Origin of the sequence: Rhodococcus sp. WS1, assembly GCF_003797745.1 — a bacterium.
In the GTDB taxonomy this organism is placed as follows: Bacteria; Actinomycetota; Actinomycetes; order Mycobacteriales; family Mycobacteriaceae; genus Rhodococcus_F; species Rhodococcus_F erythropolis.
In genome coordinates this window covers 1,493,920-1,519,979 of the sequence record NZ_RKLZ01000001.1, presented here as the reverse complement: position 1 = coordinate 1,519,979, position 26,060 = coordinate 1,493,920, and the positions used below count along the sequence as shown (strand labels likewise).

At 62.9% G+C, this 26,060-nt stretch carries 22 protein-coding genes; 15 read left to right on the top strand and 7 right to left on the bottom strand.

Annotated features, from left to right (window positions below; all coding sequences use genetic code 11):
- Positions 1 to 151 precede the first annotated feature (151 nt).
- A complete protein-coding gene (gene rpoB / locus EEB12_RS06840; protein WP_019744305.1) occupies positions 152 to 3,658 on the top strand; it encodes a DNA-directed RNA polymerase subunit beta in 3,507 nt (1,168 codons plus the stop codon).
- Between the two features lie 117 nt (positions 3,659 to 3,775).
- Positions 3,776 to 7,732 (top strand): DNA-directed RNA polymerase subunit beta', encoded by a 3,957-nt coding sequence (locus tag EEB12_RS06835; protein ID WP_019744304.1) that lies wholly within the window; start codon positions 3,776 to 3,778, stop codon positions 7,730 to 7,732.
- A gap of 64 nt (positions 7,733 to 7,796) precedes the next feature.
- Here the strand turns inward: EEB12_RS06835 and EEB12_RS06830 are convergent, their stop codons facing one another.
- Positions 7,797 to 8,183, bottom strand: a complete 387-nt coding sequence (locus EEB12_RS06830; RefSeq protein WP_003942070.1) for a glyoxalase superfamily protein — start codon at positions 8,181 to 8,183, stop codon at positions 7,797 to 7,799.
- 88 nt (positions 8,184 to 8,271) lie between these two features.
- Between EEB12_RS06830 and EEB12_RS06825 the strand changes: the two genes are divergently transcribed.
- The gene (locus tag EEB12_RS06825; RefSeq protein ID WP_141487548.1) at positions 8,272 to 9,279 is read left to right on the top strand and encodes an LLM class flavin-dependent oxidoreductase; all 1,008 of its coding nucleotides are present in this window, start codon (positions 8,272 to 8,274) and stop codon (positions 9,277 to 9,279) included.
- Between the two features lie 13 nt (positions 9,280 to 9,292).
- Here EEB12_RS06825 and EEB12_RS06820 read toward each other — a convergent pair whose 3' ends face one another.
- Positions 9,293 to 9,790, bottom strand: coding sequence for a SixA phosphatase family protein (locus EEB12_RS06820; RefSeq protein WP_141487547.1), 498 nt, complete (start codon positions 9,788 to 9,790; stop codon positions 9,293 to 9,295).
- A gap of 73 nt (positions 9,791 to 9,863) precedes the next feature.
- Here EEB12_RS06820 and EEB12_RS06815 point away from each other — a divergent pair, with 73 nt between their 5' ends.
- Positions 9,864 to 10,064, top strand: coding sequence for a hypothetical protein (locus tag EEB12_RS06815; protein WP_003941897.1), 201 nt, complete (start codon positions 9,864 to 9,866; stop codon positions 10,062 to 10,064).
- On the opposite strand, the gene EEB12_RS06810 is transcribed toward EEB12_RS06815, so the two are convergent.
- Positions 10,061 to 10,819 (bottom strand): acyl-[acyl-carrier-protein] thioesterase, encoded by a 759-nt coding sequence (locus EEB12_RS06810; protein WP_020906825.1) that lies wholly within the window; start codon positions 10,817 to 10,819, stop codon positions 10,061 to 10,063. The two genes, EEB12_RS06815 and EEB12_RS06810, sit on opposite strands and share 4 nt — an antisense overlap.
- Before the next feature lie 44 nt (positions 10,820 to 10,863).
- Positions 10,864 to 11,853, bottom strand: a complete 990-nt coding sequence (locus tag EEB12_RS06805; protein ID WP_141487546.1) for an NAD(P)-dependent alcohol dehydrogenase — start codon at positions 11,851 to 11,853, stop codon at positions 10,864 to 10,866.
- A 65-nt stretch (positions 11,854 to 11,918) separates the two neighbouring features.
- Between EEB12_RS06805 and EEB12_RS06800 the strand changes: the two genes are divergently transcribed.
- From EEB12_RS06800 to EEB12_RS06770, 7 genes are all read left to right on the top strand, one after another.
- Entirely contained in the window at positions 11,919 to 12,575 is a 657-nt protein-coding gene (locus EEB12_RS06800) for a TetR/AcrR family transcriptional regulator (protein WP_019744300.1), read from the top strand.
- Positions 12,576 to 12,654: 79 nt separating this feature from the next.
- Complete coding sequence (locus EEB12_RS06795; RefSeq protein WP_019744299.1) at positions 12,655 to 13,620, top strand: NADPH:quinone oxidoreductase family protein; 966 nt, start codon at positions 12,655 to 12,657, stop codon at positions 13,618 to 13,620.
- Positions 13,621 to 13,709: 89 nt separating this feature from the next.
- Entirely contained in the window at positions 13,710 to 14,180 is a 471-nt protein-coding gene (locus tag EEB12_RS06790; protein ID WP_003941890.1) for a MarR family winged helix-turn-helix transcriptional regulator, read from the top strand.
- Positions 14,177 to 15,709 (top strand): DHA2 family efflux MFS transporter permease subunit, encoded by a 1,533-nt coding sequence (locus tag EEB12_RS06785; RefSeq protein ID WP_003942006.1) that lies wholly within the window; start codon positions 14,177 to 14,179, stop codon positions 15,707 to 15,709. The genes EEB12_RS06790 and EEB12_RS06785 overlap by 4 nt, the downstream gene beginning before the upstream one ends.
- A gap of 147 nt (positions 15,710 to 15,856) precedes the next feature.
- The gene (locus tag EEB12_RS06780; protein WP_020906827.1) at positions 15,857 to 16,951 is read left to right on the top strand and encodes an LLM class flavin-dependent oxidoreductase; all 1,095 of its coding nucleotides are present in this window, start codon (positions 15,857 to 15,859) and stop codon (positions 16,949 to 16,951) included.
- Positions 16,938 to 17,411, top strand: coding sequence for a MarR family winged helix-turn-helix transcriptional regulator (locus tag EEB12_RS06775; RefSeq protein WP_019744297.1), 474 nt, complete (start codon positions 16,938 to 16,940; stop codon positions 17,409 to 17,411). The genes EEB12_RS06780 and EEB12_RS06775 overlap by 14 nt, the downstream gene beginning before the upstream one ends.
- 20 nt (positions 17,412 to 17,431) lie before the next feature.
- A complete protein-coding gene (locus EEB12_RS06770) occupies positions 17,432 to 18,418 on the top strand; it encodes a pirin family protein (RefSeq protein ID WP_029254865.1) in 987 nt (328 codons plus the stop codon).
- A 40-nt stretch (positions 18,419 to 18,458) separates the two neighbouring features.
- Here EEB12_RS06770 and EEB12_RS06765 read toward each other — a convergent pair whose 3' ends face one another.
- The 3 genes from EEB12_RS06765 to EEB12_RS06755 are packed head-to-tail and all read right to left on the bottom strand — an operon-like array spanning position 18,459 to position 20,688.
- Positions 18,459 to 18,986, bottom strand: a complete 528-nt coding sequence (locus tag EEB12_RS06765; RefSeq protein WP_003941993.1) for a gamma carbonic anhydrase family protein — start codon at positions 18,984 to 18,986, stop codon at positions 18,459 to 18,461.
- A gap of 44 nt (positions 18,987 to 19,030) precedes the next feature.
- Positions 19,031 to 19,891 carry an EamA family transporter gene (locus EEB12_RS06760; protein ID WP_099697442.1) on the bottom strand — a complete coding sequence of 287 codons (861 nt, stop codon included), beginning with the start codon at positions 19,889 to 19,891 and terminating at the stop codon, positions 19,031 to 19,033.
- Positions 19,888 to 20,688, bottom strand: a complete 801-nt coding sequence (locus tag EEB12_RS06755) for a crotonase/enoyl-CoA hydratase family protein (protein ID WP_020906831.1) — start codon at positions 20,686 to 20,688, stop codon at positions 19,888 to 19,890. The genes EEB12_RS06760 and EEB12_RS06755 overlap by 4 nt, the downstream gene beginning before the upstream one ends.
- A 109-nt stretch (positions 20,689 to 20,797) precedes the next feature.
- On the opposite strand from EEB12_RS06755, the gene EEB12_RS06750 reads away from it, so the two are divergent.
- The 4 genes from EEB12_RS06750 to EEB12_RS06735 are packed head-to-tail and all read left to right on the top strand — an operon-like array spanning position 20,798 to position 26,056.
- On the top strand, positions 20,798 to 21,598 hold the full coding sequence (locus EEB12_RS06750) for a TIGR03084 family metal-binding protein (protein ID WP_031331858.1): 801 nt from the start codon (positions 20,798 to 20,800) through the stop codon (positions 21,596 to 21,598).
- Positions 21,595 to 23,316: an acyclic terpene utilization AtuA family protein gene (locus tag EEB12_RS06745; protein WP_060939053.1), complete on the top strand. Its 1,722-nt coding sequence runs from the start codon at positions 21,595 to 21,597 to the stop codon at positions 23,314 to 23,316. Before EEB12_RS06750 ends, EEB12_RS06745 begins: the two co-directional genes overlap by 4 nt.
- Positions 23,313 to 24,461 (top strand): acyl-CoA dehydrogenase family protein, encoded by a 1,149-nt coding sequence (locus EEB12_RS06740; protein ID WP_084326722.1) that lies wholly within the window; start codon positions 23,313 to 23,315, stop codon positions 24,459 to 24,461. Before EEB12_RS06745 ends, EEB12_RS06740 begins: the two co-directional genes overlap by 4 nt.
- The gene (locus EEB12_RS06735) at positions 24,458 to 26,056 is read left to right on the top strand and encodes an acyl-CoA carboxylase subunit beta (protein WP_019744291.1); all 1,599 of its coding nucleotides are present in this window, start codon (positions 24,458 to 24,460) and stop codon (positions 26,054 to 26,056) included. The genes EEB12_RS06740 and EEB12_RS06735 overlap by 4 nt, the downstream gene beginning before the upstream one ends.
- Positions 26,057 to 26,060 lie beyond the last annotated feature (4 nt).

Below are 26,060 nucleotides of genomic sequence, written 5' to 3'. Positions count from 1 at the left end.
TGCGCTGGCTGCCTCCTGTCCACCCCTCGTCTCAACCGCTGCGAAGTCAAGTACTTCTTGCTTTCTGCGACGGGTTTCGTTCGGGTTGTAACCAGCGAAATTCGAAGCAGATACAGCGGCGGTCGCAACAGCACGGAGCGGCCCGCGTGAGGTGCTGGAAGGACGCATCTTGGCAGTCTCTAGCCAGACCAAGGCAGTTTCCGGAATCCCCGGAGCCCCGAAGAGGGTTTCGTTCGCGAAAGTTCGCGAACCCCTCGAAGTTCCCGGGCTTCTTGACGTACAGACAGATTCGTTCGAGTGGCTGATCGGCGCGCAGAGTTGGCGTGAACGAGCAGCGGCACTCGGCGACAATGCAGTGTCCGGTGGTCTCGAGGACATCCTCGCGGAGCTTTCTCCGATCGAGGATTTCAACGGCACTATGTCGCTGTCCTTCTCCGACCCTCGATTCGACGAGGTCAAGGCCTCGACGGACGAGTGCAAAGACAAGGACATGACCTACGCGGCGCCGTTGTTCGTCACCGCGGAGTTCATCAACAACAACACTGGTGAGATCAAGAGCCAGACGGTCTTCATGGGAGATTTCCCGATGATGACCGACAAGGGCACCTTCATCATCAACGGCACCGAGCGTGTGGTCGTCTCGCAGCTCGTGCGTTCCCCCGGTGTGTACTTCGACATGAGCGTCGACAAGAGCACCGAGAAGGATCTGCACAGCGTCAAGGTGATCCCGGGTCGCGGCGCATGGCTCGAGTTCGACGTCGACAAGCGCGACACCGTTGGTGTCCGTATCGACCGCAAGCGTCGTCAGCCTGTCACCGTCCTGCTCAAGGCACTCGGCTGGACCACCGAGCAGATCACGGAGCGCTTCGGCTTCTCCGAGATCCTCATGGCCACGCTGGAGAAGGACAACACCGCCGGCACCGATGAGGCGTTGCTCGACATCTACCGCAAGCTGCGTCCGGGCGAGCCCCCCACCAAGGAGAGCGCGCAGACCCTGCTGGAGAACCTGTTCTTCAAGGACAAGCGCTACGACCTCGCTCGCGTGGGTCGTTACAAGATCAACAAGAAGCTCGGCCTGAACGCGGGTCAGCCGATCGTTGCATCCACTCTCACCGAAGAAGACATCGTCGCCACCGTCGAGTACCTCGTGCGTCTGCACGCAGGTGACACCTCGATGACGGCTCCGGGCGGCGTCGAGGTTCCCGTCGAGGTCGACGACATCGACCACTTCGGCAACCGTCGTCTGCGTACCGTCGGCGAGCTCATTCAGAACCAGATCCGCGTGGGCCTGTCCCGCATGGAGCGTGTGGTTCGTGAGCGCATGACCACGCAGGACGTCGAGGCAATCACGCCTCAGACGCTGATCAACATCCGGCCCGTCGTCGCTGCGATCAGGGAGTTCTTCGGAACCTCCCAGCTGTCGCAGTTCATGGACCAGAACAACCCGCTGTCGGGGCTGACGCACAAGCGTCGTCTGTCCGCCCTCGGCCCGGGTGGTCTGTCCCGTGAGCGCGCCGGCCTCGAGGTTCGCGACGTTCACCCGTCGCACTACGGCCGCATGTGCCCGATCGAGACCCCGGAAGGCCCGAACATCGGCCTGATCGGTTCGCTGTCGGTCTACGCCCGCGTCAACCCGTTCGGTTTCATCGAGACCCCGTACCGTCGCGTCGTCGACGGACAGGTGACCGACGAGGTCGACTACCTGACCGCTGACGAAGAAGACCGCCACGTAGTCGCGCAGGCCAACTCGGCCATCGACCGCGAGGGTCGCTTCACCGACTCGAAGATTCTCGTCCGCCGTAAGGGTGGCGAGGTCGAGTTCGTCGCGTCCTCCGACATCGACTACATGGACGTTTCGCCGCGTCAGATGGTGTCCGTCGCAACCGCGATGATTCCGTTCCTCGAGCACGACGATGCAAACCGTGCCCTGATGGGCGCGAACATGCAGCGTCAGGCTGTCCCGCTGGTTCGCAGCGAGGCACCTCTCGTCGGAACCGGCATGGAGCTGCGTGCAGCTGTGGATGCCGGCGACGTCATCATCACCGAGAAGACCGGTGTCGTGGAGGAGATCTCTGCGGACTACGTCACGGTGATGGCTGACGACGGAAGCCGCAAGACGTACCGGATGCGCAAGTTCGCGCGTTCCAACCAGGGCACGTGCGCCAACCAGCGTCCGATCGTGGACGAGGGACAGCGTGTCGAGGCCGGCCAGGTTCTGGCCGACGGTCCTTGCACCGAGAACGGTGAGATGGCGCTGGGCAAGAACTTGCTCGTCGCGATCATGCCGTGGGAAGGCCACAACTACGAGGACGCGATCATTCTGTCGCAGCGTCTCGTGGAAGAGGACGTCCTGACCTCGATTCACATCGAGGAGCACGAGATCGATGCCCGCGACACCAAGCTCGGTGCCGAGGAAATCACTCGCGACATCCCGAACGTCTCCGACGAGGTCCTCGCCGACCTCGACGAGCGCGGCATCATCCGTATCGGTGCCGAGGTTCGTGACGGCGACGTGCTGGTCGGAAAGGTCACGCCGAAGGGCGAGACCGAGCTGACCCCCGAAGAGCGCCTCCTTCGCGCCATCTTCGGTGAGAAGGCTCGCGAGGTTCGTGACACGTCCCTCAAGGTTCCTCACGGTGAGACCGGCAAGGTCATCGGAATCCGCGTGTTCTCACGTGACGAAGACGACGATCTGCCTCCCGGTGTCAACGAGTTGGTCCGCGTCTACGTGGCACAGAAGCGCAAGATCCAGGACGGCGACAAGCTCGCCGGCCGCCACGGTAACAAGGGCGTCATCGGCAAGATCCTGCCGCAGGAAGACATGCCGTTCCTCTCGGACGGCACGCCTGTCGACATCATCTTGAACACGCACGGTGTCCCGCGTCGTATGAACATCGGTCAGGTCTTGGAGACCCACCTCGGGTGGATCGGCAAGACCGGCTGGAACATTCAGATCGCGTCCGACGGCACTCGTCCCGACTGGGCTGCGACCCTGCCGGAAGAGATGCTGTCCGCTCCGGCCGACTCGAACATCGCCACCCCGGTGTTCGACGGTGCGAAGGAAGACGAGCTCACCGGTCTCCTCGGCGCGACGCTGCCGAACCGTGACGGCGAGCAGATGGTCGGACCCGACGGAAAGGCCACCTTGTTCGACGGCCGCTCCGGCGAGCCGTTCCCGTACCCGGTCTCGGTCGGTTACATGTACATCATCAAGCTGCACCACTTGGTCGACGACAAGATCCACGCTCGTTCGACCGGTCCGTACTCGATGATCACGCAGCAGCCTCTCGGTGGTAAGGCCCAGTTCGGTGGCCAGCGCTTCGGTGAGATGGAGTGCTGGGCGATGCAGGCCTACGGCGCGGCTTACACGCTGCAGGAACTGCTGACCATCAAGTCGGACGACGTGGTCGGTCGAGTCAAGGTGTACGAAGCCATCGTCAAGGGCGAGAACATCCCCGAACCCGGCATCCCCGAGTCGTTCAAGGTGCTCCTCAAGGAGCTCCAGTCGCTCTGCCTCAACGTGGAGGTGCTGTCCTCGGACGGCGCGGCCATCACGATGGCGGACGGCGACGACGAGGACTTGGAGCGGGCCGCAGCGAACCTGGGCATCAACCTGTCCAGGAACGAAGCTGCGACGGTCGACGACCTCGCGAACTAGGTTTCGGTCCCCGGGTTGCTCTTGAAAGAGCGGCCCGGGGGCGTAGTTCACATTTGAATTGGCAGTCAGGTTGCCGGGTGACCGGCAACCGTAACCCCAACGGGGAAAGGAAGTTACGTGCTCGACGTCAACTTCTTCGATGAACTCCGCATTGGCTTGGCCAGTGCAGAGGACATCCGCAATTGGTCCTACGGCGAGGTCAAGAAGCCGGAGACCATCAACTACCGCACGCTCAAGCCCGAGAAGGACGGCCTCTTCTGCGAGAAGATCTTCGGCCCCACCCGGGACTGGGAGTGCTACTGCGGTAAGTACAAGCGTGTCCGCTTCAAGGGCATCATCTGTGAGCGCTGTGGCGTCGAGGTCACTCGCGCCAAGGTTCGTCGTGAGCGTATGGGTCACATCGAACTGGCCGCACCGGTCACGCACATCTGGTACTTCAAGGGTGTTCCGAGCCGTCTCGGTTACCTGCTCGACCTGGCTCCGAAGGATCTCGAAAAGATCATCTACTTCGCTGCCTACGTCATCGTCGGCGTCGACGAGGAGCTCCGTCACAACGAGCTGTCCACCCTCGAAGCCGAGATGCAGGTCGAGAAGAAGACCGTCGCAGATCAGCGCGACGCCGATCTCGAGGCACGTGCGCAGAAGCTCGAAGCCGACATCGCCGAGCTCGAGGCAGAGGGCGCGAAGTCCGATGTCCGCCGCAAGGTCAAGGACGGCGGCGAGCGCGAAATGCGTCAGCTCCGTGACCGCGCGCAGCGTGAGCTGGATCGTCTCGACGAGATCTGGACCACCTTCACCAAGCTGAGCGTCAAGCAGCTCATCATCGACGAGCTCCTGTACCGCGAGCTGGTCGACCGTTACGGCGAGTACTTCACGGGTGCGATGGGCGCAGAGTCCATCCAGATCCTGATGCAGAACTTCGACCTCGACGCCGAGGCAGAGTCTCTCCGCGAGACCATCCGCAGCGGCAAGGGCCAGAAGAAGCTGCGTGCACTCAAGCGCCTCAAGGTGGTTGCGGCATTCCAGACCAACGGCAACTCGCCGATGGGCATGGTCCTCAACGCTGTTCCGGTGATCCCGCCGGAGCTTCGCCCGATGGTTCAGCTCGACGGTGGACGTTTCGCGACGTCCGACCTCAACGACCTGTACCGCCGCGTCATCAACCGCAACAACCGCCTCAAGCGACTGATCGACCTCGGTGCTCCCGAGATCATCGTCAACAACGAGAAGCGGATGCTGCAGGAGTCGGTCGACGCCCTGTTCGACAACGGTCGTCGTGGACGTCCGGTCACCGGACCGGGTAACCGCCCGCTGAAGTCCCTGAGCGATCTGCTCAAGGGCAAGCAGGGTCGTTTCCGTCAGAACCTGCTCGGTAAGCGCGTCGACTACTCGGGTCGTTCCGTGATCGTCGTCGGTCCTCAGCTCAAGCTGCACCAGTGTGGTCTGCCCAAGCTGATGGCTCTCGAGCTGTTCAAGCCGTTCGTGATGAAGCGTCTGGTCGATCTCAACCACGCGCAGAACATCAAGTCGGCCAAGCGCATGGTCGAGCGCAAGCGCGTCCAGGTGTGGGACGTCCTCGAAGAGGTCATCGCCGAGCACCCCGTGCTGCTCAACCGTGCACCTACGCTGCACCGTCTGGGTATCCAGGCATTCGAGCCGCAGCTCGTCGAGGGCAAGGCCATTCAGCTCCACCCGCTGGTGTGTGAGGCCTTCAACGCCGACTTCGACGGTGACCAGATGGCTGTTCACCTCCCGCTGTCGGCAGAGGCTCAGGCCGAGGCCCGCATCCTGATGCTGTCCTCGAACAACATCCTCTCGCCTGCTTCGGGTCGCCCGCTCGCCATGCCGCGTCTGGACATGGTCACGGGTCTGTTCCACCTGACCCGTCTCGACGAGGGTGTCACCGGTGAGCTCGTTGCTCCGACCAACGACGAGGCAGAGCAGGGCGTGTACTCCTCGCCCGCCGAGGCTCAGATGGCAGTGGACCGCGGCGCGCTCTCGGTTCAGGCTCAGATCAAGGTGCGTCTGACGCAGCAGCGTCCGCCGCGCGACCTCGAGAACGAACTGTTCCCCGAGGGCTGGAAATACGGTGACGGCTGGACCGCCACCACGACACTCGGCCGTGTGCTCTTCAACGAGCTGCTTCCGGCGGACTACCCGTTCGTCAACGAGCAGATGCCGAAGAAGCGCCAGGCGACGATCATCAACGATCTCGCCGAGCGGTACCCGATGATCGTGGTTGCTCAGACTGTCGACAAGCTCAAGGACGTCGGGTTCTACTGGGCCACCCGTTCGGGTGTCACGGTCTCGATTTCCGACGTGCTCGTGCCGCCGGAGAAGCCTGCCATCATCGAGGACTTCGAGGCTCAGGCCGACAAGATCGAGAAGCAGTACCAGCGTGGTGCTCTGGACAAGAAGGAGCGCAACAGCGCTCTGGTCACCATTTGGCAGGAAGCGACCGACAAGGTCGGCAAGGCCATGGAGGCTCACTTCCCCGACAGCAACCCGATCCCGATGATCGTGAAGTCCGGCGCAGCCGGCAACATGACTCAGGTTCGCTCGCTCGCCGGTATGAAGGGTCTGGTGACAAACCCGAAGGGTGAGTTCATCCCGCGTCCGATCAAGTCTTCCTTCAAGGAAGGCCTGACCGTTCTCGAGTACTTCATCAACACGCACGGTGCTCGTAAGGGTCTGGCCGATACCGCACTCCGCACCGCCGACTCGGGTTACCTGACCCGTCGTCTGGTGGACGTTTCGCAGGACGTCATCGTCCGCGAGGTCGACTGTGGAACAGAGCGCGGCATCGTCACCACGATCGCCGAGAAGCAGGCCGACGGCACGATGATCCGCGATGCTCACGTGGAGACCAGCACGTACGCCCGTACCTTGGCGGCCGATGCAGTCGACGCGAACGGCACCGTCATCGTCGAGCGTGGCCACGATCTCGGTGACCCCGCGATCGATGCTCTGCTCGAAGCCGGCATCACGACGGTCAAGGTCCGCTCGGTCCTGACCTGCACCACCGGCACCGGCGTTTGCGCCACTTGCTACGGCCGTTCGATGGCCACCGGCAAGCTGGTCGACATCGGTGAGGCTGTCGGTATCGTCGCCGCACAGTCGATCGGTGAGCCCGGTACCCAGCTGACCATGCGTACCTTCCACCAGGGTGGTGTCGCAGGAGATGACATCACCGGCGGTCTGCCGCGTGTCCAGGAGCTGTTCGAGGCACGTGTGCCCAAGGGCAAGGCTCCTATCGCGGACGTCACCGGTCGGGTACAGCTCGAAGACGGCGATCGTTTCTACAAGATCACCATCGTTCCGGACGACGGCGGCGAAGAGGTTGTCTACGACAAGCTCAGCAAGCGTCAGCGTCTGCGCGTCTTCAAGCATGCCGATGGTCGCGAAAGCCTCTTGGCTGACGGTGACCACGTCGAGGTCGGACAGCAGCTCATGGAAGGTGCTGCCGATCCCCACGAGGTCCTGCGAGTCATGGGTCCGCGTCAGGTTCAGATCCACTTGGTCAACGAGGTCCAGGAGGTGTACCGGAGCCAGGGTGTGTCGATCCACGACAAGCACATCGAGGTCATCGTGCGCCAGATGCTTCGTCGCGTGACGATCATCGATTCCGGTGCCACCGAGTTCCTGCCCGGTTCGCTCACCGAGCGCGCCGAGTTCGAGTCGGCAAACCGCCGCGTTGTCGCCGAGGGTGGCGAGCCCGCAGCCGGCCGTCCGGTGCTCATGGGTATCACGAAGGCGTCGCTCGCGACGGATTCGTGGCTGTCCGCGGCATCGTTCCAGGAGACCACTCGTGTCTTGACCGACGCGGCTATCAACTGCCGCTCGGACAAGCTGATCGGTCTGAAGGAAAATGTCATCATCGGTAAGCTGATCCCTGCCGGTACCGGTATCAACCGTTACCGCAACATCCAGGTTCAGCCGACCGAAGAGGCACGCGCCGCTGCTTACGCAGTGCCGTCGTACGACGACCAGTACTACAGCCCGGACGGCTTCGGCCAGAACACCGGTGCTGCAGTTCCGCTGGACGACTACGGCTTCAGCAACGACTACCGCTAAGCGTTAGTTCGTAGAAAATCCCCCCACCTCGAAAGAGGTGGGGGGATTTTTCATCTCGCTCGCTTCAGGAGTTGCTGCCGCTGAGGTCCGGGATGACGATCTCCTGGACAGCCCACTTGTTGCCGTCGGGGTCGGCGAAGTAGATGAATCTGCCCCAAGCCTGGTCGTCGATCGGGCTGATGTCGATGCCGCGGCTCTTGAACTCGCGCTCAGCCTCTTCGATGTCCTTGACCACTACCTGCATGCCGACGACGGAACCGGGCTCGGCGTCGGTGATTCCCTTGCCGATGCAGATCGAGCAGGCCGAACCGGGTGGGGTCAGCTGGACGAAGCGCAGGTCCTCGCTGACCGTGTGATCGTGGTCGGCGTTGAAGCCGAGGCGGACGTAGAAGTCCTTGGCGCGGTCGATGTCGGTGACGGGAATGGCGACCAGTTCGAGCTTGATGTCCATGACGTGCCCTTCATGTGATGGTGGATTCCGGCGACAGGTCCAGTGTTGCGGGTATTGCGGTCAGAAACGGTCCTCATTAGGCGTCCGGATGAAACTTTCCGAATTCCTTGTTGCTCCGAGAGTGCTTCTCTCACTGCTCGACCGATCCCGAACCAGGAGCGGATACCCCGACTCCGCAGCTCTGACGCATTCCGTCGAACGCGCCGCGCACGCCGACGGTCTCGGCTACCACCGGTTCTGGGTGGCCGAGCATCACGCGGTGCCCGGGATCGGGAGCGGGTCGCCGGCAGTACTGCTTGCCGCGATCGGCGCGCATACGCGCGATATCAGACTCGGGAGCGGTGGGGTCATGCTGCCGAATCACCAACCGCTGATCGTCGCCGAGCAGTTCTTGATGCTGGAGGCTCTGTACCCGGGGCGAATCGATCTCGGCCTCGGCCGATCGCTGGGATTCACGGAACCTGTTCGTCAGGCACTACGACGGAGCAAGGATGCTCCGGACACGTTTGCGTCCGATCTCGAAGAGGTGAGGCGCTACCTGGACGGATCCGCGGCAGTGACGGCACGGCCGGCGTCGGAGACCGGGGTGCCGATCTTCGTACTCGCGACGCGTACAGGTTTGAAAGTGGCAGCGCAACTGGGGCTTCCGGTGGTCGTGGGTGGGCCGATACTCGGAATCGGGAGCACCGACCGGGTGGATGCATTGGACGAGTACCGCCGAGCTTTCCGGGCCACCGACGCTCATCCCGAACCCTATGTGGTGGTTTCTCTCGAAGTGGCGGTTGCCGATACCACCGACGCGGCGCGTGAGTTGCTGATCCCGGAGGCATACGCGCTCGCAGAATCGTCACGGACGGGGGAGTTTCCGCCGCTCGCGTCGCTGGACGAGATCAGGCGCGCCCCGCGCAGTGATCGAAATGCCAGACGTATCGAGTCGTTCATGGCGTCGGCGCTGCACGGCACACCTGTCGAGGTGAAACAACAGCTTCACGATCTCGCCGAGCGGACCGGTGCCGACGAAGTGCTGGCGTCGACGTCGACGTACGACCGTGACGCGCTTGCACTTTCGGACCGCCTTCTACGTGAGGTGCTTTAGCGGTGTGGTTGATCTAACGGGGCACGTGAAACTCGAGCAAAGTGGCGACGGAGTCGTCGAGTTCGGTCCACGACACCGGTACGGAGAGGACGGCGATCGCCGAAGTGGGGAACTTGTCGCGGATACGTTGGGCCGCTTCGGAGTTTTCGTTCGACGCGAGATCGAGTGCAGTCCAGGGAATTCCGGGTTCGTGTCCGACGATCAGGAGCGTCTTGACGTGGTCGGACGTGGTTCGCGCAGCTGCAATGACGTCTGCGGGTGAGCCGCCGTAGATGGACTTCTCGAATCCGGCGGGAGCTTCGATTCCCGTCGAGGCAAGGGTTTCGACGGTGCGCCGGGAGGTGGAGCACAGAACGGCGTCTACGGGCGGGACGTTTTCGCGGATCCATTCGCCGCCGATGCGGGCCTCGCGCAGGCCCCGTTCGGCGAGCGGACGCTCGTGATCACGGATGCCCTCGGGGTAGCTGGACTTGCCGTGTCGCATGAGGACGAGGGTGCGGTGGTCGGCCATGCGTTCACGGTATCCGCTTTGTGCCCGTCAGTCCGGTTACTCTGGATGGTCAGGACCTTGAAGGAGGTTTTCGATGGCCGGTAAGAAGCTCGATCGAACTAATGCCCGAACTGCACTCGAGGTGGTACGCGAAAGCCCCACCATCGCTTTCATCACCGTTGCCCCGGCAGTGGTCGTGTTCGGCGTGGTGTGGTGGCTCTTCGGTTTCTGGGCCGCGATTCTTCTTGCGTTGGTGTTCGGTGTCGCGGCTGTCGCGACCCAGAAACTGCGTTAGAGGGCGCTCACCTGCGCAACTGCGCGGAGCGCTTCGCCGACCAGGAACCAGACCGTGACGGTCTTGTCGTCGACGCGGCTGCGCAGGACGACGTCGTCGCTGGAGACGATGGGGGAGAGGTACTCGATCAGTGCTCGATGCGGAACTGTACGCAGTTCGGTGCGCGCGCTGAGGACCTCTTCGACTGCCTGCCAGTAGACGGCGTTGTTGACGTGGTCGAACGGGTCGATATCCGTGGCGCGCAGAGCGAACGGCGTGTCCAGAACACCCGCGTCGTCTGCCTCCGGTGCGTTCTCGGCGAGGACACGCTTCCACTTCAGGCGATGCTCGTCGGTGGATTCTTCCAACGGCCGCATGAAGTCGTCGCTCATCCTGGTGGGCATGCCTGACTCGGCGCTGATGTTGATCCAGAAGCCTTCGGTTTCCATCAGCGCGCCGTTGCTGCCGTCGAAGCGCACGCGCATGTTCGCCCATCTCGTGGAGAAGCCGGAGCACCAGCGAGTCATCGTCAGCTCTTCCGGCCAGATCGCCGGGCGTACGACATCGACGACCGTACGACGCACTATCCAGAGCGGATGAGTGTCGATGGCGCCGGCGGCTTCGATGTTGTCGTTGCCGATGTCCTGCAGATAACGGGCGACGGCGTCGAGCCTGACCTGCTTGGCGACGTCGATGTCGCCGGTACGGACCGGGCGGGACTTGACGAAGATCGGTCCTCTGTCTGGCTGCGGCGCGAGCGTGAGATCTGGGTTCACGTGAGATTCCTGTTCGCTGGAGTGAGCCGATTCTGTCAGGCTTTTCAGCGAGTGGCGATTATCTGCTTTCCGCAGCCGGAACCGTCGACCATTCGTGCCACGGCGACGGCGGTGTCGGCAAGGGGATGAACGGAGTCGATCACCGGGGTGACGACACCTGCGTCGATCATTGCCGTCAGCACCTCCAGATCCTCGGCGTTCTCCGAAGCCATCAAAGACCCGAGCTTCTGAGATACGAACGGAGACAAGCACAGTGCGCGGATTTGGCGATCGATTCCGCCGAGCCACCGTCCGCCGTTCTCGCCGCCCACGATCACGAGCCTTCCGGTGCGTGTGAGCGCCCGTCGAAGATCTCGAAGTCGGCGGTTGCCGCCGGTGTCGATGATGACGTCGTACCGATGCGATCCGTCGGTGGCGTCGTCGAAGCGGTAGTCGAGAACCTCGTCGGCACCGAGGGAGCGGACGGTATCGGTTTTCGAGGTGCTGCATACGCCGGTGACGAGCGCGCCCATGGCTTTTGCCACCTGCACCGCGTAGATCCCGACGCCACCGGATGCACCGAGAACGAGGACGGATTGCCCGGCCTGCACGCGGCCGTGGTCGCGCACGGCTTGCAGCGCTGTGAGGCCGGAGACCGGCACCGCTGCTGCTTGTGCGAACGACAACCGGGCAGGTTTTGCAGCAATCTTCGTCTCGAGTGCGCACGCGTACTCCGCGAACGAACCGACCGCGATCCCGTATACCTCCTGGCCGACTGCCACGCGGGTCACCGAACTGCCGACGGCCTCGACTCGGCCGGAAACGTCCAGTCCGCGGACCCGGTTCTCAGGTCTGCGCAGTCCAAATCCCGCGAGGCGCAACGGATATGGCAGTCCGGCCATGAGATGCCATGCCCCGCGGTCGACGGACGCGGCCTCGACGCGAATCAGCACTTCGTTGTCGGCGACAGTGGGGCGCGGAATGTGGTCGAGGTAGAGAACGTCGGCTTCGCCGTAGCGATCCTGTACGACGGCGGTCATCAGTTCCTGCGGCATGCGAGTCTCCGTTCGTCGAATGCTTACACCGTAAGTATTGCACTTACGGTGTAAGTTCTGTCAATGTGGAGAAGCGCACAAGATTGACCCGAGATCACGTTGTACGCGCTGCCGTGGCGCTTGCAGATTCCGTCGGAATCGATTCGATGACCATGCGGAAGCTGGGGACCGAACTTGGCGTCGAGGCGATGTCTCTGTACAACCATGTTTCGGACAAGGGGGATCTGCTCGACGGAATGGTCGACGCGGTCTTTGCGGAGATCGATCTTCCGACGCCGGGACTGCCGTGGCGAACGGAAGTTCACGCGCGAGCGGTATCGACTCGGGAGGTGCTGGGGAGGCACCCGTGGGCAACTCCGTTGATGGAGTCCCGAACGACGCCTGGTCCCGCGACCCTGCGCCACCACGACGCCGTCATCGGAACACTACGCGCTGCCGACTTTCCGGTCGCCCTTGCTGCGCATGCCTTTTCGATCATGGATGCGTACATCTACGGCTTCGTGCTGCAAGAGGTGAGCTTGCCGTTCGAAACAGCGCAGGAAACGACGGAATTGGCGAAGGCGATCATGGGCTCGTTCGAGAGCGGTCAGTATCCGCACCTGGCCGAGCTGACCACCGAGCACGTCCTAGCTCCGGGATACAGCTACGCCGCCGAATTCGCTTTCGGTCTTGATCTGATTCTCGACGGACTCGAACGTCTGCACATCGGGAGCGAACGATGATCTGACGTGAGTACCGGGTTAAAGTCGAGAAAACCGGGTTACCGGTCCAGACTTCAGATGTCCCGAAGAGGAGCTTTCTGTGCGCGCCATGGTGGTTACGGAACTGTCCGGTCCCGAAGGAATTGTCGCGCAGGAGGTTCCCGAGCCCGCAGCCGAAGGTCTTGTTCTCATCGATGTGAAGGCCAGTGGTGTCTGCTTTCCGGACCTACTCATCACCTACGGCAAGTATCAGATCCGCCCGGAACCGCCGTTCATTCCCGGCGCGGAGATCTCGGGCGTCGTGGTCTCCGCGCCGGAAGGGTCGGGTTTCGCTCCGGGCGATCGTGTTCTCGCGGCCGCGTATCTGGGCGGCTATGCAGAGCGGATTGCCGTCAACCCGGCGCAGGTACTCCGAATTCCGGACGGACTCGCCTTCGACGAGGCGGCCTCTCTGATCATCAACTATCAGACGATGGAGTTCGCGCTGGCTCGTCGCGCGAAGATCGTCGCGGGGGAGACGGTCGTCGTGCTCGGCGCTGCGGGCGGAGTCGGAACGGCAACCATCCAGCTGGCGAAGGCGCACGGTGCCCGGGTGATCGCCGTGGTACGACGCGAAGGCGTCGAGGACTTCTTGCGTGAGCTCGGTGCCGACGAGGTTGTCGCGCTGGCTCCGGGATGGGGAGAGCGGATTCGGGAACTGACCGACGGCGTCGGCGCTCAGATCGTGGTAGATCCGGTAGGCGGGGATGCGTTCGACGACGCGGTCCGGGTTCTGGCGCCGGAGGGGCGTCTTGTGGTTATCGGTTTTGCCGGCGGCGGCATTCCTCAGGTCAAGGTGAACCGGGTGCTGTTCCGCAACATCAGCATTGTCGGCGCGGCGTGGGGCGAGTTCACGCGCACCAATCCCGAAGCGGTAGCCGAGGTGCATGCATCGCTGGTAGAACACGTTCGGAACGGCTTGCGTCCGCTGGTCAAGGCACGGTATCCGCTTGCCGACGCAGCAGTTGCCCTGGCTGATCTCGAAAGCGGCAAAGTTCTCGGAAAGGCCATCTTGCTGCAGGAATGATTCTTCGCAACGTGATGGTGCTCACCAAATAATAAGTTGCAACATGTTTTCATTTGGGCAATAGTTGCAACCGCACTACCATTTGCCAGGTGATCGCTTCCGATTCTGATGACCTGTATGGAGCACTCGACGAGTTGTTCACTCGCCTGATGAGCGCCGGTGATTCGGAGTCGATCGATGCGTTGATCGAACTGGATCTCTCGTTCTCTCAGGTGCGTGTGCTGTTCGTACTTGCACAACGTGATGCGGCGATCCCGATCAACGAGGTTGCCGACGAGCTTCGGCTCTCGGTGGCAGCTACGGGGCGGAACATCGATCAGCTCGTGAACATGGGTCTGGTCGATCGCCGTGAAGACGAGCGGGACCGACGCGTCAAGCGGGTTTCCTTGTCGGAGGCCGGTCGTAAGGTGACGACCAACCACATCGAGTGCAAGCGCGGCCAGCTTCGCGAATTCGCGTCGCGTGTTCCTGAGCCAGAGCGGATTCGTTTGTTCGAGGCTCTCAAGCCCATTCTCGCGGGTGACTATCTGCGAGCACTTAACCAGGAGACTTCGCGATGACATCGCCGAACGCGCCGGCACCGGCGTCCGACAAACTTGACGGGGCGGTCCTCAAGATCGCTTCCGTGGTGGTGCTCGGCGCCATCATGTCGATTCTCGACGTAACCGTGGTGAGCGTCGCGCTCACCACTTTTGCCGAGGACTTCGAAACTTCGTACGCCACCGTCGCGTGGACGATGACGGCCTACACGCTCGCCTTGGCGACGGTCATTCCGGTTACCGGTTGGGCTGCCGACCGTTTCGGCACCAAGCGCCTGTACATGACGGCCCTGGTGCTGTTCGTGCTCGGTTCGGTCGCTTGTGCGATGGCGTGGGACATCACCTCGCTCATCGGCTTCCGCGTGCTCCAGGGTCTCGGCGGCGGCATGTTGATGCCGCTCGGTATGACGATCATGACCCGGGCCGCCGGTCCGGACCGTGTCGGTCGTGTCATGGCAGTTCTCGGTATCCCGATGCTGCTCGGTCCCATCGGCGGCCCGATTCTCGGTGGTTGGCTGATCGAGGCCGCGAGCTGGCACTGGATCTTCCTGATCAACTTGCCGATCGGCATCATCGCTCTGGCTGCTGCGTTCATCATTCTGCCGTCCGACAAGGCGAAGCCTTCGGAGTCCTTCGACTTCCTCGGCATGATCCTGCTGTCGCCCGGTCTGGCGCTGTTCCTGTTCGGTGTGTCGTCCATCCCTGAGGTGGGAACCGTTGCGTCGGCTCGAGTTCTGGTGTCGGCCGGTATCGGTCTGGCACTGATCATCGCCTTCGTGTTTCACGCGCTCAACAAGGATCACCCGCTGATCGACCTGCACCTGTTCAAGAACCGTCAGTTGACCACCGCCGTCATCACGACGTCGCTGTTCATCGTCGCGTTCATGGGCGCCGGGTTGCTGTTCCCGAGCTACTTCATTCAGGTCGGCGGGCACACCACGCTCGCGGCCGGATTGTTGATGGCTCCACAGGGGCTGGGCGCTATGGTCACCATGCCGATCGCTGGTCGACTGGTCGACAAGATCGGCCCGGGCAAGATCGTCCTGACCGGTTTGCCGCTGATTCTCATCGGTTTGGGTGTGTTCACACAGGTTGCCTCGGATTCCCCGACGTGGCTGCTGATGGGCGCCTTGTTCGTCATGGGCCTCGGTATGGGTTGCACCATGATGCCGCTGATGACCGCAGCTATCGTGACGCTCTCCAACGAGCAGATCGCTCGCGGTTCCACTCTGATGAACATCGTTCAGCAGACTGCAGGTTCGATCGGTACCGCCGTGATGTCGGTGGTCTTGACCAACCAGCTTCTCGATCGTGGCCTCGATACGACGATGGTCGGTGCGGCGTCGCACATTCCGACCGAGCCGGGAAGTCCGCAGGAGTCTGCTGCGAATTCGATTCTCAGTGCGGCGTCGGACGCTTTCGGCAACACCTTCCTCGTTGCCACTGTGCTGATCGTCCTGACCCTCATCCCGGCGTTCTTCCTGCCGCGGAGCAAGACCACCAGGCCGGTGGCCGAGGGCGAGACGGCAACGCCGATCGTTATGCACTGACCGCTTTTCGGTAGATCGTTTGTCCAGATGAGGGCGGCACACATCTTGTGTGCCGCCCTCATCTTTTTGCCGTGGAATACAGCTGGATGGTTGAATGTTTGATCAGTTACATGCAAACGCATGGATCTAGTTCGCGGAGGAGCAACCATGCAGTTCGGAATCTTCACGGTCGGTGACGTCACCACTGATCCCACGACGGGTAAGACCCCGACAGAGCACGAGCGCATCAAGGCCATGACGACCATCGCCAAGCACGCCGAGGAAGTCGGTCTCGACGTCTTCGCGACCGGCGAGCACCACAACAAGCCGTTCGTGCCGTCATCTCCGACCACGATGCTCGGATACATCGCGGCCCAGACCGAGAAGATCACGCTCTCCACTTCCACGACGCTGATCACCACCAACGACCCGGTGAAGATCGCCGAGGACTACGCGATGCTTCAACACCTCGCTGAGGGGCGTGTCGATCTGATGATGGGACGCGGAAACACCGCGCCGGTGTACCCGTGGTTCGGCAAGGACATTCGCGCCGGTATCCCGTTGGCACTCGAGAACTATCAACTTCTTCGCCGGCTCTGGGACGAGGAGGTCGTGAACTGGCAAGGGGAGTACCGCACACCGCTGCAGGGATTCACGTCCACCCCGCGCCCGCTGGACGGCGTCGCGCCGTTCGTGTGGCACGGTTCGATCCGCAGCCCCGAGATCGCGGAGATCGCGGCCTATCACGGCGATGGATTCTTCGCGAACAACATCTTCTGGCCGAAAGAGCACTACATCGAGCTGATCAATCTCTACCGCCAGCGTTACGAGCATTACGGCCACGGCTCCGCGGATCAGGCGATTGTCGGTCTCGGTGGTCAGGTCTTCATGCGCAAGAACAGTCAGGACGCGGTCAAGGAATTCCGTCCGTATTTCGACAATGCTCCGGTGTACGGCCACGGGCCCTCACTCGAAGAGTTCACCGAGCAGACGCCGCTGACCGTCGGTTCCCCTGAGCAGGTCATCGAGAAGACGTTGGCGTTTGCCGATTTCTTCGGTGACTACCAGCGCCAGCTGTTCCTGATGGATCACGCCGGGTTGCCGCTCAAGACGGTGCTCGAGCAGCTCGATCTGCTCGGTGAGGAAGTTGTTCCGGTTCTGCGCCGTGAGTTCGCGGCCAGGCGGCCAGCACATGTGCCGGACAACCCGCCCACTCACGCGTCGATGAAGGCGGCTCGTGAGGCAAGCAGTGTCACTGCCTGACGAGCAACCGCCTGAGGTTCCGGTCAGTACCACCGAACTCGCCACCGACGCCTGGGAAGCCTTGTTTCGCGCCCAGGTGTCGGTGCTGCGGCGGCTCTCTGCCGACGACGTCTGGGATCAGGTGTCGATGCGCGAGTACGACGTGCTGTTCACATTGAGCCTCACACCGAGTAGTTCACTTCGCCTGCATGACCTGAATCGCGAGATCCTGTTGAGCCAGCCGTCACTCAGCCGCCTGGTAGAACGGTTGGAGGGTGAAGGTCTGGTATCGAGAAGTGTTGATCCACAGGATCGCCGCGGGACGATCGTGCAACTCACCGAAGCGGGTGCAGCGCTGCAGAAATCAGTGGGTCGCCGTCATGCGGCGAGCATTCGTCGCCACGTCGGACCGGCCCTGGACGCGGATGAACTTCGACTGTTGGCCGAATTGTGCACGCGTCTGCGTCTCGCGCAGTCATGACTAGAGGCAGGATGGACGATATGAGCAACCTCGAAGCGCAGCCCGTCGAGCAGGAATGCGAAGGCCATCCGGCGGAGAGCGAGATTCAGATTCTCACCCCGCGCGACGTACCGCTCGGTGGCCCGCGGGCGATGCGAGTGCGTCGCACCCTTCCGCAACGCGAGCGTTCGCTGATCGGGGCATGGTGTTTTGCCGATCATTACGGTCCGGATGACGTCGGCTCAGGACCGGGCATGCATGTGCCGCCGCATCCGCATACCGGATTGCAAACGGTGAGTTGGCTGTTCACCGGAGAGATCGAGCACCGTGACAGCATCGGTTCCCATGCGATGGTGCGGCCGGGTGAACTGAATTTGATGACGGCCGGGAGTGGGATCGCGCACTCCGAAGTGTCGACGCCGAATACGAAGGTTCTGCACGGGATGCAGTTGTGGGTGGCGCTGCCGGATGCGGCACGCGATACCGCACCCGCGTTCGTTCACTATCGACCGGAGCCGGTGACCACCGATGGTGCCACGCTCAGTGTGTTCCTCGGCTCGCTCGCCGGTGACACGTCTCCGGTGTCTACCTTCACCGAATTGCTCGGTGCCGAGGTGATTCTCGATCCTGGGGCCGAGATCGCCCTCGATGTCGATCGTTCACATGAGCACGGCGTGATCGTCGATCAAGGATCGGTTGTTCTGCGTGGTACCACCGTCGGCTGGGCCGAGTTGGGTTATCAAGCACCAGGTTTCGGAAAACTGACTTTGCGCAATCCGGGATCCGAACCGGCTCGACTGCTACTTCTCGGCGGGAAACCGTTGGGCGAGCAGGTCATCATGTGGTGGAACTTCATGGGTCGTACCCACGAAGAGATCGTCGAGTATCGACGCAAGTGGCAGGCCGAGCTGGCCTCCGGATTCGACGGCAGCGTCCCGGACCAGCGTTTCGGCGTCGTGCCGGGATACGACGGCCCGGCGCTCCCGGCACCCGAGTTGCCGAACAGTACGTTGCGGCCCCGAGGCTAGTCGGTGCTCTTGCGGCTACCGTCCGCGAGCATCGTCTCGATCAGGCCTGTTCGATGTCCTGGTGAGCCTTCGCGAGCATGATGTAGCCGGCGCCGTTGGCGGTGATACCGGCCTTTTCGCCTTCGGAGAGTTCACGTTTGACCTTGGCGGGCACGCCGGCGACCAGTGATCCAGGCGGGATTTGCATCCCCTGAGACACGACCGCACCGGCTGCAATCAGTGATCCCGAACCGATGTGTGCGCCGTTGAGCACCACGGCACCCATGCCGACGAGAACGTCGTCTTCGACGGTGCACCCGTGCAGCACTGCGTTGTGGCCGACCGAGATTCGCTCGCCCAGCACTGCGGGGAACGTCGGGTCGGCGTGCACGGTGCAGTTGTCCTGAATGTTGGTGTCAGCGCCGATGGAGATCGATTCGGCGTCGCCGCGGATAACCGCGCCGTACCAGATGCTGGCTCCCGCAGCGATGGTCACAGCGCCGACAACGGTGGCGTTGGGTGCGATGAACGCACTTTCGTCGATCTGCGGGGTGTTACCGAGAACGGTGGCGATGATCGGGTTGGTCATGGTTCTCCTGTGCGTTGGAATGACGTGCTCTGACGGTACCTGGACTATTTCGGTGTGGACTTTCGATTCATGACTACCGTCCCGACACCCGCGGTCACCACCAGTCCGATGGCGACGAGTGTGAAAGCGTCGAGCGTTTGCCCGATCACGAGGACTCCGGCCAGTGCGGCCGCTGCCGGTTCGAGGGCGATGAGGACCGCGAAGACCTTCTTGGCCAAGGAGCGCAGCGCCCACATTTCCAAGCTGTACGGGATGACGGACGAGAGGATGGCGACGGCTGCGCCTGCGGCGAGCATCTTCGGATCCAGCAGTTCACTCCCGCCCGAGATAACGCCGAAGGGGAGCGTCAATACGGCTGCGACGATGCTTGCGCCTGCCAACCCGTCGGCACTCGGGAGCGTCGCGGCCAGGTGGGAACCGGCCACGATGTAGCTGGCCCACGCAGTCGCGGCGATCAACGCGAACATCACCCCGATCGGGTCCAATCCGGATTCGCCGTGATCCCCCAACCCGAGCAGCAACACTCCGCCGAAGGCGAGCAGCACCCACGCTCCGTCGGCCCACCGACGCGACAGAACTGCGGCCAGCGTCAACGGTCCGAGGAACTCGATGGTGACGGCCGTGCCGATGGGCACCGTGTCGAGGGCGAGGTAGAAGGCGCCGTTCATCACGGCGAGGGCGATGCCCAGCGCGAAGATGCCTTTGCGCTGTCGGTTCGACCACCTGCTCCATCGCGGGCGGACGATGACTCCGAGGATGATCGCGGCGATCGTCAGCCGAAGCGTCGTGGCACCGGCCGGCCCGATCTGCGAGAACAGGGTCGTCGCGAATGCCGCTCCGAACTGGAGCGACAGTATCGAGGTGAGGACTGCGCCGACCGGCAGTAGCTGACTGCCGGCCTTCATTCTCCGGTGAACTCAGGACTTCGACGCTCGAGCATCGCGGCGACGGCTTCGTGGTGATCTCGGGTGTGGTGGGCGATCGACTGCATGGCGGCCGAGAGTTCGAGCAGGCTCTCGAGGCTCTGGTGCTGGCCTTCGCGGAGGAGTTTCTTGGTCATGCGGAGTACCTGCGGGGGATTGGCGGCTACTCGCGCTGCCAAAGCGTGCGCTGCGGAAAGCAATTCCTCGGGTTCGGTGATCTGCGAGACCAGACCCCAGTCGAGTGCCTTCGCAGCATCGATCGGTTCGCCGGTGAACGCCATCTCGGCGGCGCGGGCGTTGCCGATCGCGCGGGGGAGCAGCCAGGCTCCGCCGTCGCCGGGGATGAGTCCCACCTTGACGAAGCTCTCGGCGAAGACTGCGGCGGTCGAGGCGATGCGGAGGTCACACATGAGTGAGAGGTCGCAGCCCGCTCCGATGGCCGGGCCGTTGACCGCGGCGATGGTCGGCACCTCACACGTGTACAGCGCGAGCGGAATGCGCTGGATGCCGTGCCGGTAGCCCTGGCGGATCTCGCCGGGAGCACCACCGAACATGCCTTCCTTGTCTCGCATGTGTTTGACGTTGCCGCCGGAGGAGAAAGCCGACCCGGCCCCCGTGAGGATGACCGCGCGCACACTCTGATCTCGGTTGACTGCGGTGACCGCGTCTTCGAGGGCCTCGATCATGTCGATCTCGGAGATCGCGTTGCGGGTGTCCGGGCGATTGAGGGTCCACGTGACCACATCGCCGGTTCGCGAGATCAGTACGGCGTCGCTCATGGGTGCTCCTGGTAGTCGATGGCAGTTGAGCTCAGTCTCTCACCACAAGATTTCTCAATAACAATCATTCGTGCTTGATTTTTATGGACCCGGGTGTGATGCTGGTCGCATGGCCGAACTTCAGACGTTCATCGATGACTTGCGGGCCGAAGGCGAGAGCCTCGACGCCCTGGTTGCGGATCTGCCCGAGGAGAAGTGGGCGACAATGACGCCCGCGGAAGGGTGGAGCGTCGCGCATCAGATCGGGCACCTGCACTGGACGGACAGTGCTGCGATCCTGGCGATCACCGACCCGGACGGGTTTGCGGAGCAGTTGAAGGCGGCGTTCGTGAATCCGGCGGGATTTGTCGACGACGGTGCTGCCGAGCAGGCGGCCCGCCCGCCGGCGGAGTTGCTCGCCGATTGGAGAGCGGGGCGCACCGCTCTCGTCGAGGCTCTCACCGCCGCCCCGTCCGGTACCAAGTTTCCTTGGTACGGCCCGCCCATGGGCGGAGTGTCCATGGCAACTGCGCGATTGATGGAGACGTGGGCGCACGGGCAGGACGTTGCCGACGCACTCGGCGTCGAGCGAGCCCCGACGGCGCGCATCAAGAACATCGCTCATCTGGGTGTCCGTACGCGGAACTTTGCGTACTCGGTCAACGAGAAGACGCCGCCCGCCGACGATTTCCGGGTTGAGTTGACGGCGCCGGACGGTTCGCTCTGGACCTGGGGGCCGGAAGATGCACCGCAGAAGGTGACCGGGCCCGCATTGGACTTCTGTTTGCTGGTCACTCAGCGTGCCAATCGCGCCGATCTCGATCTGGTTGCCGTTGGTGCCGACGCGGACGAGTGGCTCGGGTTCGCGCAGGCATTTGCCGGACCCAGCGGCGAGGGACGAGCCGCACGAGAAGCGAAGGTGGGCAAATGAGTTCGGTACGGATCGGTAACTGCTCCGGGTTCTACGGCGACCGCATCTCGGCGATGCGCGAGATGCTCGAGGGCGGCGACCTCGACTACCTGACCGGCGACTACCTTGCCGAGTTGACGATGTTGATCCTCGGACGGGACAGGATGAAGGACCCGTCGCTCGGCTACGCGAAGACGTTCCTGCGGCAGGTGGAAGACACCCTCGGACTTGCACTCGACAAGGGCGTGAAGATCGTCGCGAATGCCGGCGGTCTCAACCCGGCCGGACTGGCCGACGCGCTGCGCGAGGTCAACACCAGGCTGGGGTTGAACGCGAAGATCGCCCACGTCGAGGGCGACGATCTGGTCTCTCGGGCAGACGAACTCGGACTCGGCTCCCCGCTGACGGCCAACGCATACCTCGGCGCCTGGGGCATCGTCGAAGCATTGTCAGCCGACGCCGATGTCGTGGTCACCGGACGTGTCACCGACGCTTCGGTGATCGTCGGTCCCGCCGCTCACCATTTCGGTTGGAAGCGAGATGATTTCGATCAGCTGGCCGGTGCTGTCGCGGCGGGCCACGTCATCGAGTGCGGAACCCAGGCCACCGGCGGCAACTACGCGTTCTTCACCGAGATTCCGAATCTGGGCCGTCCTGGCTTCCCGATCGCCGAGATCAACGCGGACGGATCTTCGGTCATCACCAAGCATGCCGGTACGGACGGCGAGGTGAGCGTCGGCACCGTGACGGCGCAGCTGCTGTACGAGATCACGGGTGGACGCTACGCAGGCCCGGACGTGACCACCCGCATCGACAACGCGGTGCTCACCCAGGAAGGCCCGGATCGGGTGCTGATCAGCGGAGTCACGGGCGAGGCTCCGCCGCCGCAGTACAAGGTCTCACTCAACACGCTGGCCGGGTTCCGCAACGAGGCCACGTTCATCCTCACGGGTCTCGACATCGAGGCCAAGGCCGATCTGGCGAAGACTCAACTCGAATCCTGGCTGACGAAGAAGCCCGCCGAACTGGTCTGGACTCTCGCTCGCACGGATCACCCGGATTCCGACACCGAGGAAACCGCGAGTGCGTTGCTGCGCTGCGTGGTTCGCGATTCCGATCCCAAGGTGATCGGTCGTCCCTTCTCTGCGGTTGCGGTGGAAATGGCACTCGCCAGTTACCCAGGCTTCTCGCTGACCGCTCCGCCGAGCAACGGCCAGCCGTACGGAGTGTTCACCCCCGGCTACGTCGACGCCGGATCGGTGCCTCACGTGGCCGTACTGCCCGACGGCACTCGCGTGGACATCGCTCCGTCGACGCTGACGCAGGACCTCGAAGCCGTCGATGAACCGGAGCGTCCGGAGCCGTTGCCGCCACAGTCTTCGCTGTCGGTACCACTCGGCACGATCGCCGGTGCCCGTAGTGGCGACAAGGGTGGAAATGCCAACGTCGGCGTCTGGGTTCGCACGGACGATCAGTGGAAGTGGTTGGCGCACACACTGACCGTCGAAATGCTCAAGGAACTGCTACCGGAAGCAGCAGACCTGAACGTCACTCGCTACCAGCTTCCGCACCTTCGTGCCGTCAACTTCGTGATCGAGGGAATCCTCGGTCAGGGTGTTGCCTCGCAGGCCCGGTTCGATCCGCAGGCCAAGGGGATTGGTGAATGGCTGCGTTCGCGCCACATCGACATCCCGATTTCGCTACTCCCCGTAACTGACGAGAAAGAGGATTCACGGTGACCGTGTGGACCACACCGGAAAGGCTTGCGCTTCGCGAGACCGTACGCGGATTCGTGAACCAGGAGATTCTGCCGCATCTGACGCAGTGGGAGCGCGACGGCGAGATTCCGCGCGAATTACACCGCAAGGCAGGCGCTCTCGGGCTGCTCGGCGCCAGTGCTCCCGAATCGGTGGGCGGTGAGGGCGGCGACGCCGTCGACTCCATCGTGATCTGTGAGGAGATGCATCAGGCAGGTGCGTCGGGCGGGCTGTTCGCATCGCTCTTCACCTGCGGCATCGCGGTGCCGCACCTGATTGCGGCCGGCGACGAGGCGCAGATCGAGAAGTGGGTCAAGCCGACCCTGCGCGGCGACAAGATCGGCTCGCTCGCCATCACCGAGCCCGGCGGAGGCAGCGACGTCGGGCACCTGACAACCACAGCCAAGCGCGACGGCGATCATTACGTCGTGAACGGCGCCAAGACGTTCATCACCTCCGGCGTTCGAGCCGACTTCGTCGTTACCGCAGTGCGCACCGGTGGCCCCGGCGCGGGTGGTGTCTCACTGCTCGTGATCGAGAAGGGCACACCGGGATTCACCGTCTCACGCAAACTCGAGAAGATGGGCTGGCGTGCATCCGATACCGCGGAACTGTCCTTTGTCGATGCCCGGGTTCCTGTGGGGAATCTGGTCGGCGCAGAGAACAGCGGCTTCGCGCAGATCGCCCAGGCATTTGTTTCCGAACGTGTCGCGCTCGCCGCGCAGGCGTATGCCAGTGCAGAACGTTGCCTGGAGCTGACCCTCGAATGGTGCCGCGCCCGCGAAACTTTCGGTCGACCTCTCATCAGTCGGCAGGCCGTGCAGAACACCGTCACCGAGATGGCCCGCAAGATCGACGTCGCCAAGGTGTACACCCACTCGGTGATCGAGCGGTACATGGCCGGTGACGGCGACCTGATCGCCGAGGTGTGCTTCGCGAAGAACACGGCAGTCGAGACGGGCGAATGGGTTGCGAACCAAGCCGTTCAGCTGTTCGGCGGCCTCGGATACATGCAGGAAAGTGAAGTGGAGAGGCAGTACCGGGACATGCGAATTCTGGGAATCGGTGGCGGAACCACCGAAATCCTCACCGGTCTCGCGGCCAAGCGATTGGGGTATCAGTCATGAGTGTCATCCGGTCAACGCTGGACACCAATTCCGAGGTGTATCAGACCGCAACATCGACCATGAACACCAAGCTCGCCGAGATCGAGGTCGAGCACGCCAAAGCGCTTGCCGGTGGCGGCGAGAAGTACACCGAGCGGCACCACAAACGGGGAAAGCTTCTGGCGCGCGAGCGGATCGAACTCCTGCTCGATCAGGATTCACCGTTTCTCGAGCTGTGTCCCCTCGCTGCGTGGGGGAGTGACTTCCCGGTCGGCGCCAGCACCGTGGTCGGTATCGGCGTTGTCGAAGGTGTCGAATGCCTGATCGTCGCCAACGATCCCACTGTGCGCGGCGGCACCAGCAATCCTTGGACGCTGCGTAAGGGATTCCGCGCCAACGACATCGCCATGCAGAACCGCCTTCCCGTCATCTCGCTGGTCGAGTCCGGCGGTGCAGACCTGCCGACGCAGAAGGAGGTGTTCATCCCGGGCGGGCGTATGTTCCGTGACCTCACACAGCTTTCCGCAGCCGGTATCCCCACCATTGCACTGGTCTTCGGTAACTCGACTGCCGGCGGCGCGTACATCCCGGGCATGTCCGACCACGTCGTGATGATCAAGGAACGCTCCAAGGTGTTCCTCGCAGGTCCGCCGCTGGTCAAGATGGCCACCGGTGAGGAATCAGATGACGAGGCACTCGGCGGCGCCGAAATGCACGCTCGCAAGTCCGGGTTGGCTGACTACTTCGCAGCCGACGAGCAGGACGCGATCCGCATCGGTCGCTCGATCGTCAAGCGACTCAACTGGACCAAGAAGGGGCCGGCGCCTCGCGCGGAGATCATCGAACCGCTCGAGGATCCGGAAGAGTTGCTCGGCATCGTTCCGGCCGACCTGAAGATTCCGTTCGATCCGCGTGAGGTCATCGCCCGTATCGTCGACGGTTCCGACTTCGACGAGTTCAAGCCGCTCTACGGTTCCTCCCTCGTGACCGGCTGGGCCGAACTCAACGGTTACCCGATCGGCATCCTGGCCAACGCACGTGGAGTTCTCTTCAGCGAAGAGTCCCAGAAGGCAACGCAGTTCATCCAGCTTGCCAACCGCTCCAACACGCCGTTGCTGTTCCTGCACAACACCACCGGCTACATGGTGGGTAAGGAGTACGAGGAGGGCGGCATGATCAAGCACGGATCGATGATGATCAATGCGGTTGCCAACTCCAAGGTTCCGCACATCTCGATCCTGCTCGGAGCGTCGTACGGCGCCGGTCACTACGGCATGTGCGGACGGGCATTCGATCCGAGATTCCTCTTTGCCTGGCCCAGTTCCAAGTCCGCCGTCATGGGCGGTGCGCAGCTCGCCGGCGTCATCTCCATCGTGGGACGCGCTGCTGCCGAGGCCCGCGGCCAGGTTTTCGACGAGCAGGCTGATGCCGGCATGCGCGCGATGATCGAGAACCAGATCGAGGCCGAGTCACTTCCGATGTTCCTGTCCGGGCGTCTGTACGACGACGGCGTCATCGATCCCCGAGACACCCGCACCGTGGTGGGAATGTGCCTGTCGGCCATTGCCACCGCCCCGATCGAAGGCACCGAGAACTTCGGCGTCTTCCGTATGTGAGGCA

Coding starts and splice junctions, on each gene's coding strand:
- EEB12_RS06830 (WP_003942070.1), bottom strand. CDS start 8,183: ATGGACATCAAGCTCGAACTGGTCGCCATTCCCGTCACCGACATCGAC.
- EEB12_RS06825 (WP_141487548.1), top strand. CDS start 8,272: ATGAAACTTTCCGAATTCCTTGTTGCTCCGAGAGTGCTTCTCTCACTG.
- EEB12_RS06820 (WP_141487547.1), bottom strand. CDS start 9,790: ATGGCCGACCACCGCACCCTCGTCCTCATGCGACACGGCAAGTCCAGC.
- EEB12_RS06815 (WP_003941897.1), top strand. CDS start 9,864: ATGGCCGGTAAGAAGCTCGATCGAACTAATGCCCGAACTGCACTCGAG.
- EEB12_RS06805 (WP_141487546.1), bottom strand. CDS start 11,853: ATGCCGCAGGAACTGATGACCGCCGTCGTACAGGATCGCTACGGCGAA.
- EEB12_RS06785 (WP_003942006.1), top strand. CDS start 14,177: ATGACATCGCCGAACGCGCCGGCACCGGCGTCCGACAAACTTGACGGG.
- EEB12_RS06780 (WP_020906827.1), top strand. CDS start 15,857: ATGCAGTTCGGAATCTTCACGGTCGGTGACGTCACCACTGATCCCACG.
- EEB12_RS06770 (WP_029254865.1), top strand. CDS start 17,432: ATGAGCAACCTCGAAGCGCAGCCCGTCGAGCAGGAATGCGAAGGCCAT.
- EEB12_RS06765 (WP_003941993.1), bottom strand. CDS start 18,986: ATGACCAACCCGATCATCGCCACCGTTCTCGGTAACACCCCGCAGATC.
- EEB12_RS06760 (WP_099697442.1), bottom strand. CDS start 19,891: ATGAAGGCCGGCAGTCAGCTACTGCCGGTCGGCGCAGTCCTCACCTCG.
- EEB12_RS06755 (WP_020906831.1), bottom strand. CDS start 20,688: ATGAGCGACGCCGTACTGATCTCGCGAACCGGCGATGTGGTCACGTGG.
- EEB12_RS06750 (WP_031331858.1), top strand. CDS start 20,798: ATGGCCGAACTTCAGACGTTCATCGATGACTTGCGGGCCGAAGGCGAG.
- EEB12_RS06745 (WP_060939053.1), top strand. CDS start 21,595: ATGAGTTCGGTACGGATCGGTAACTGCTCCGGGTTCTACGGCGACCGC.
- EEB12_RS06735 (WP_019744291.1), top strand. CDS start 24,458: ATGAGTGTCATCCGGTCAACGCTGGACACCAATTCCGAGGTGTATCAG.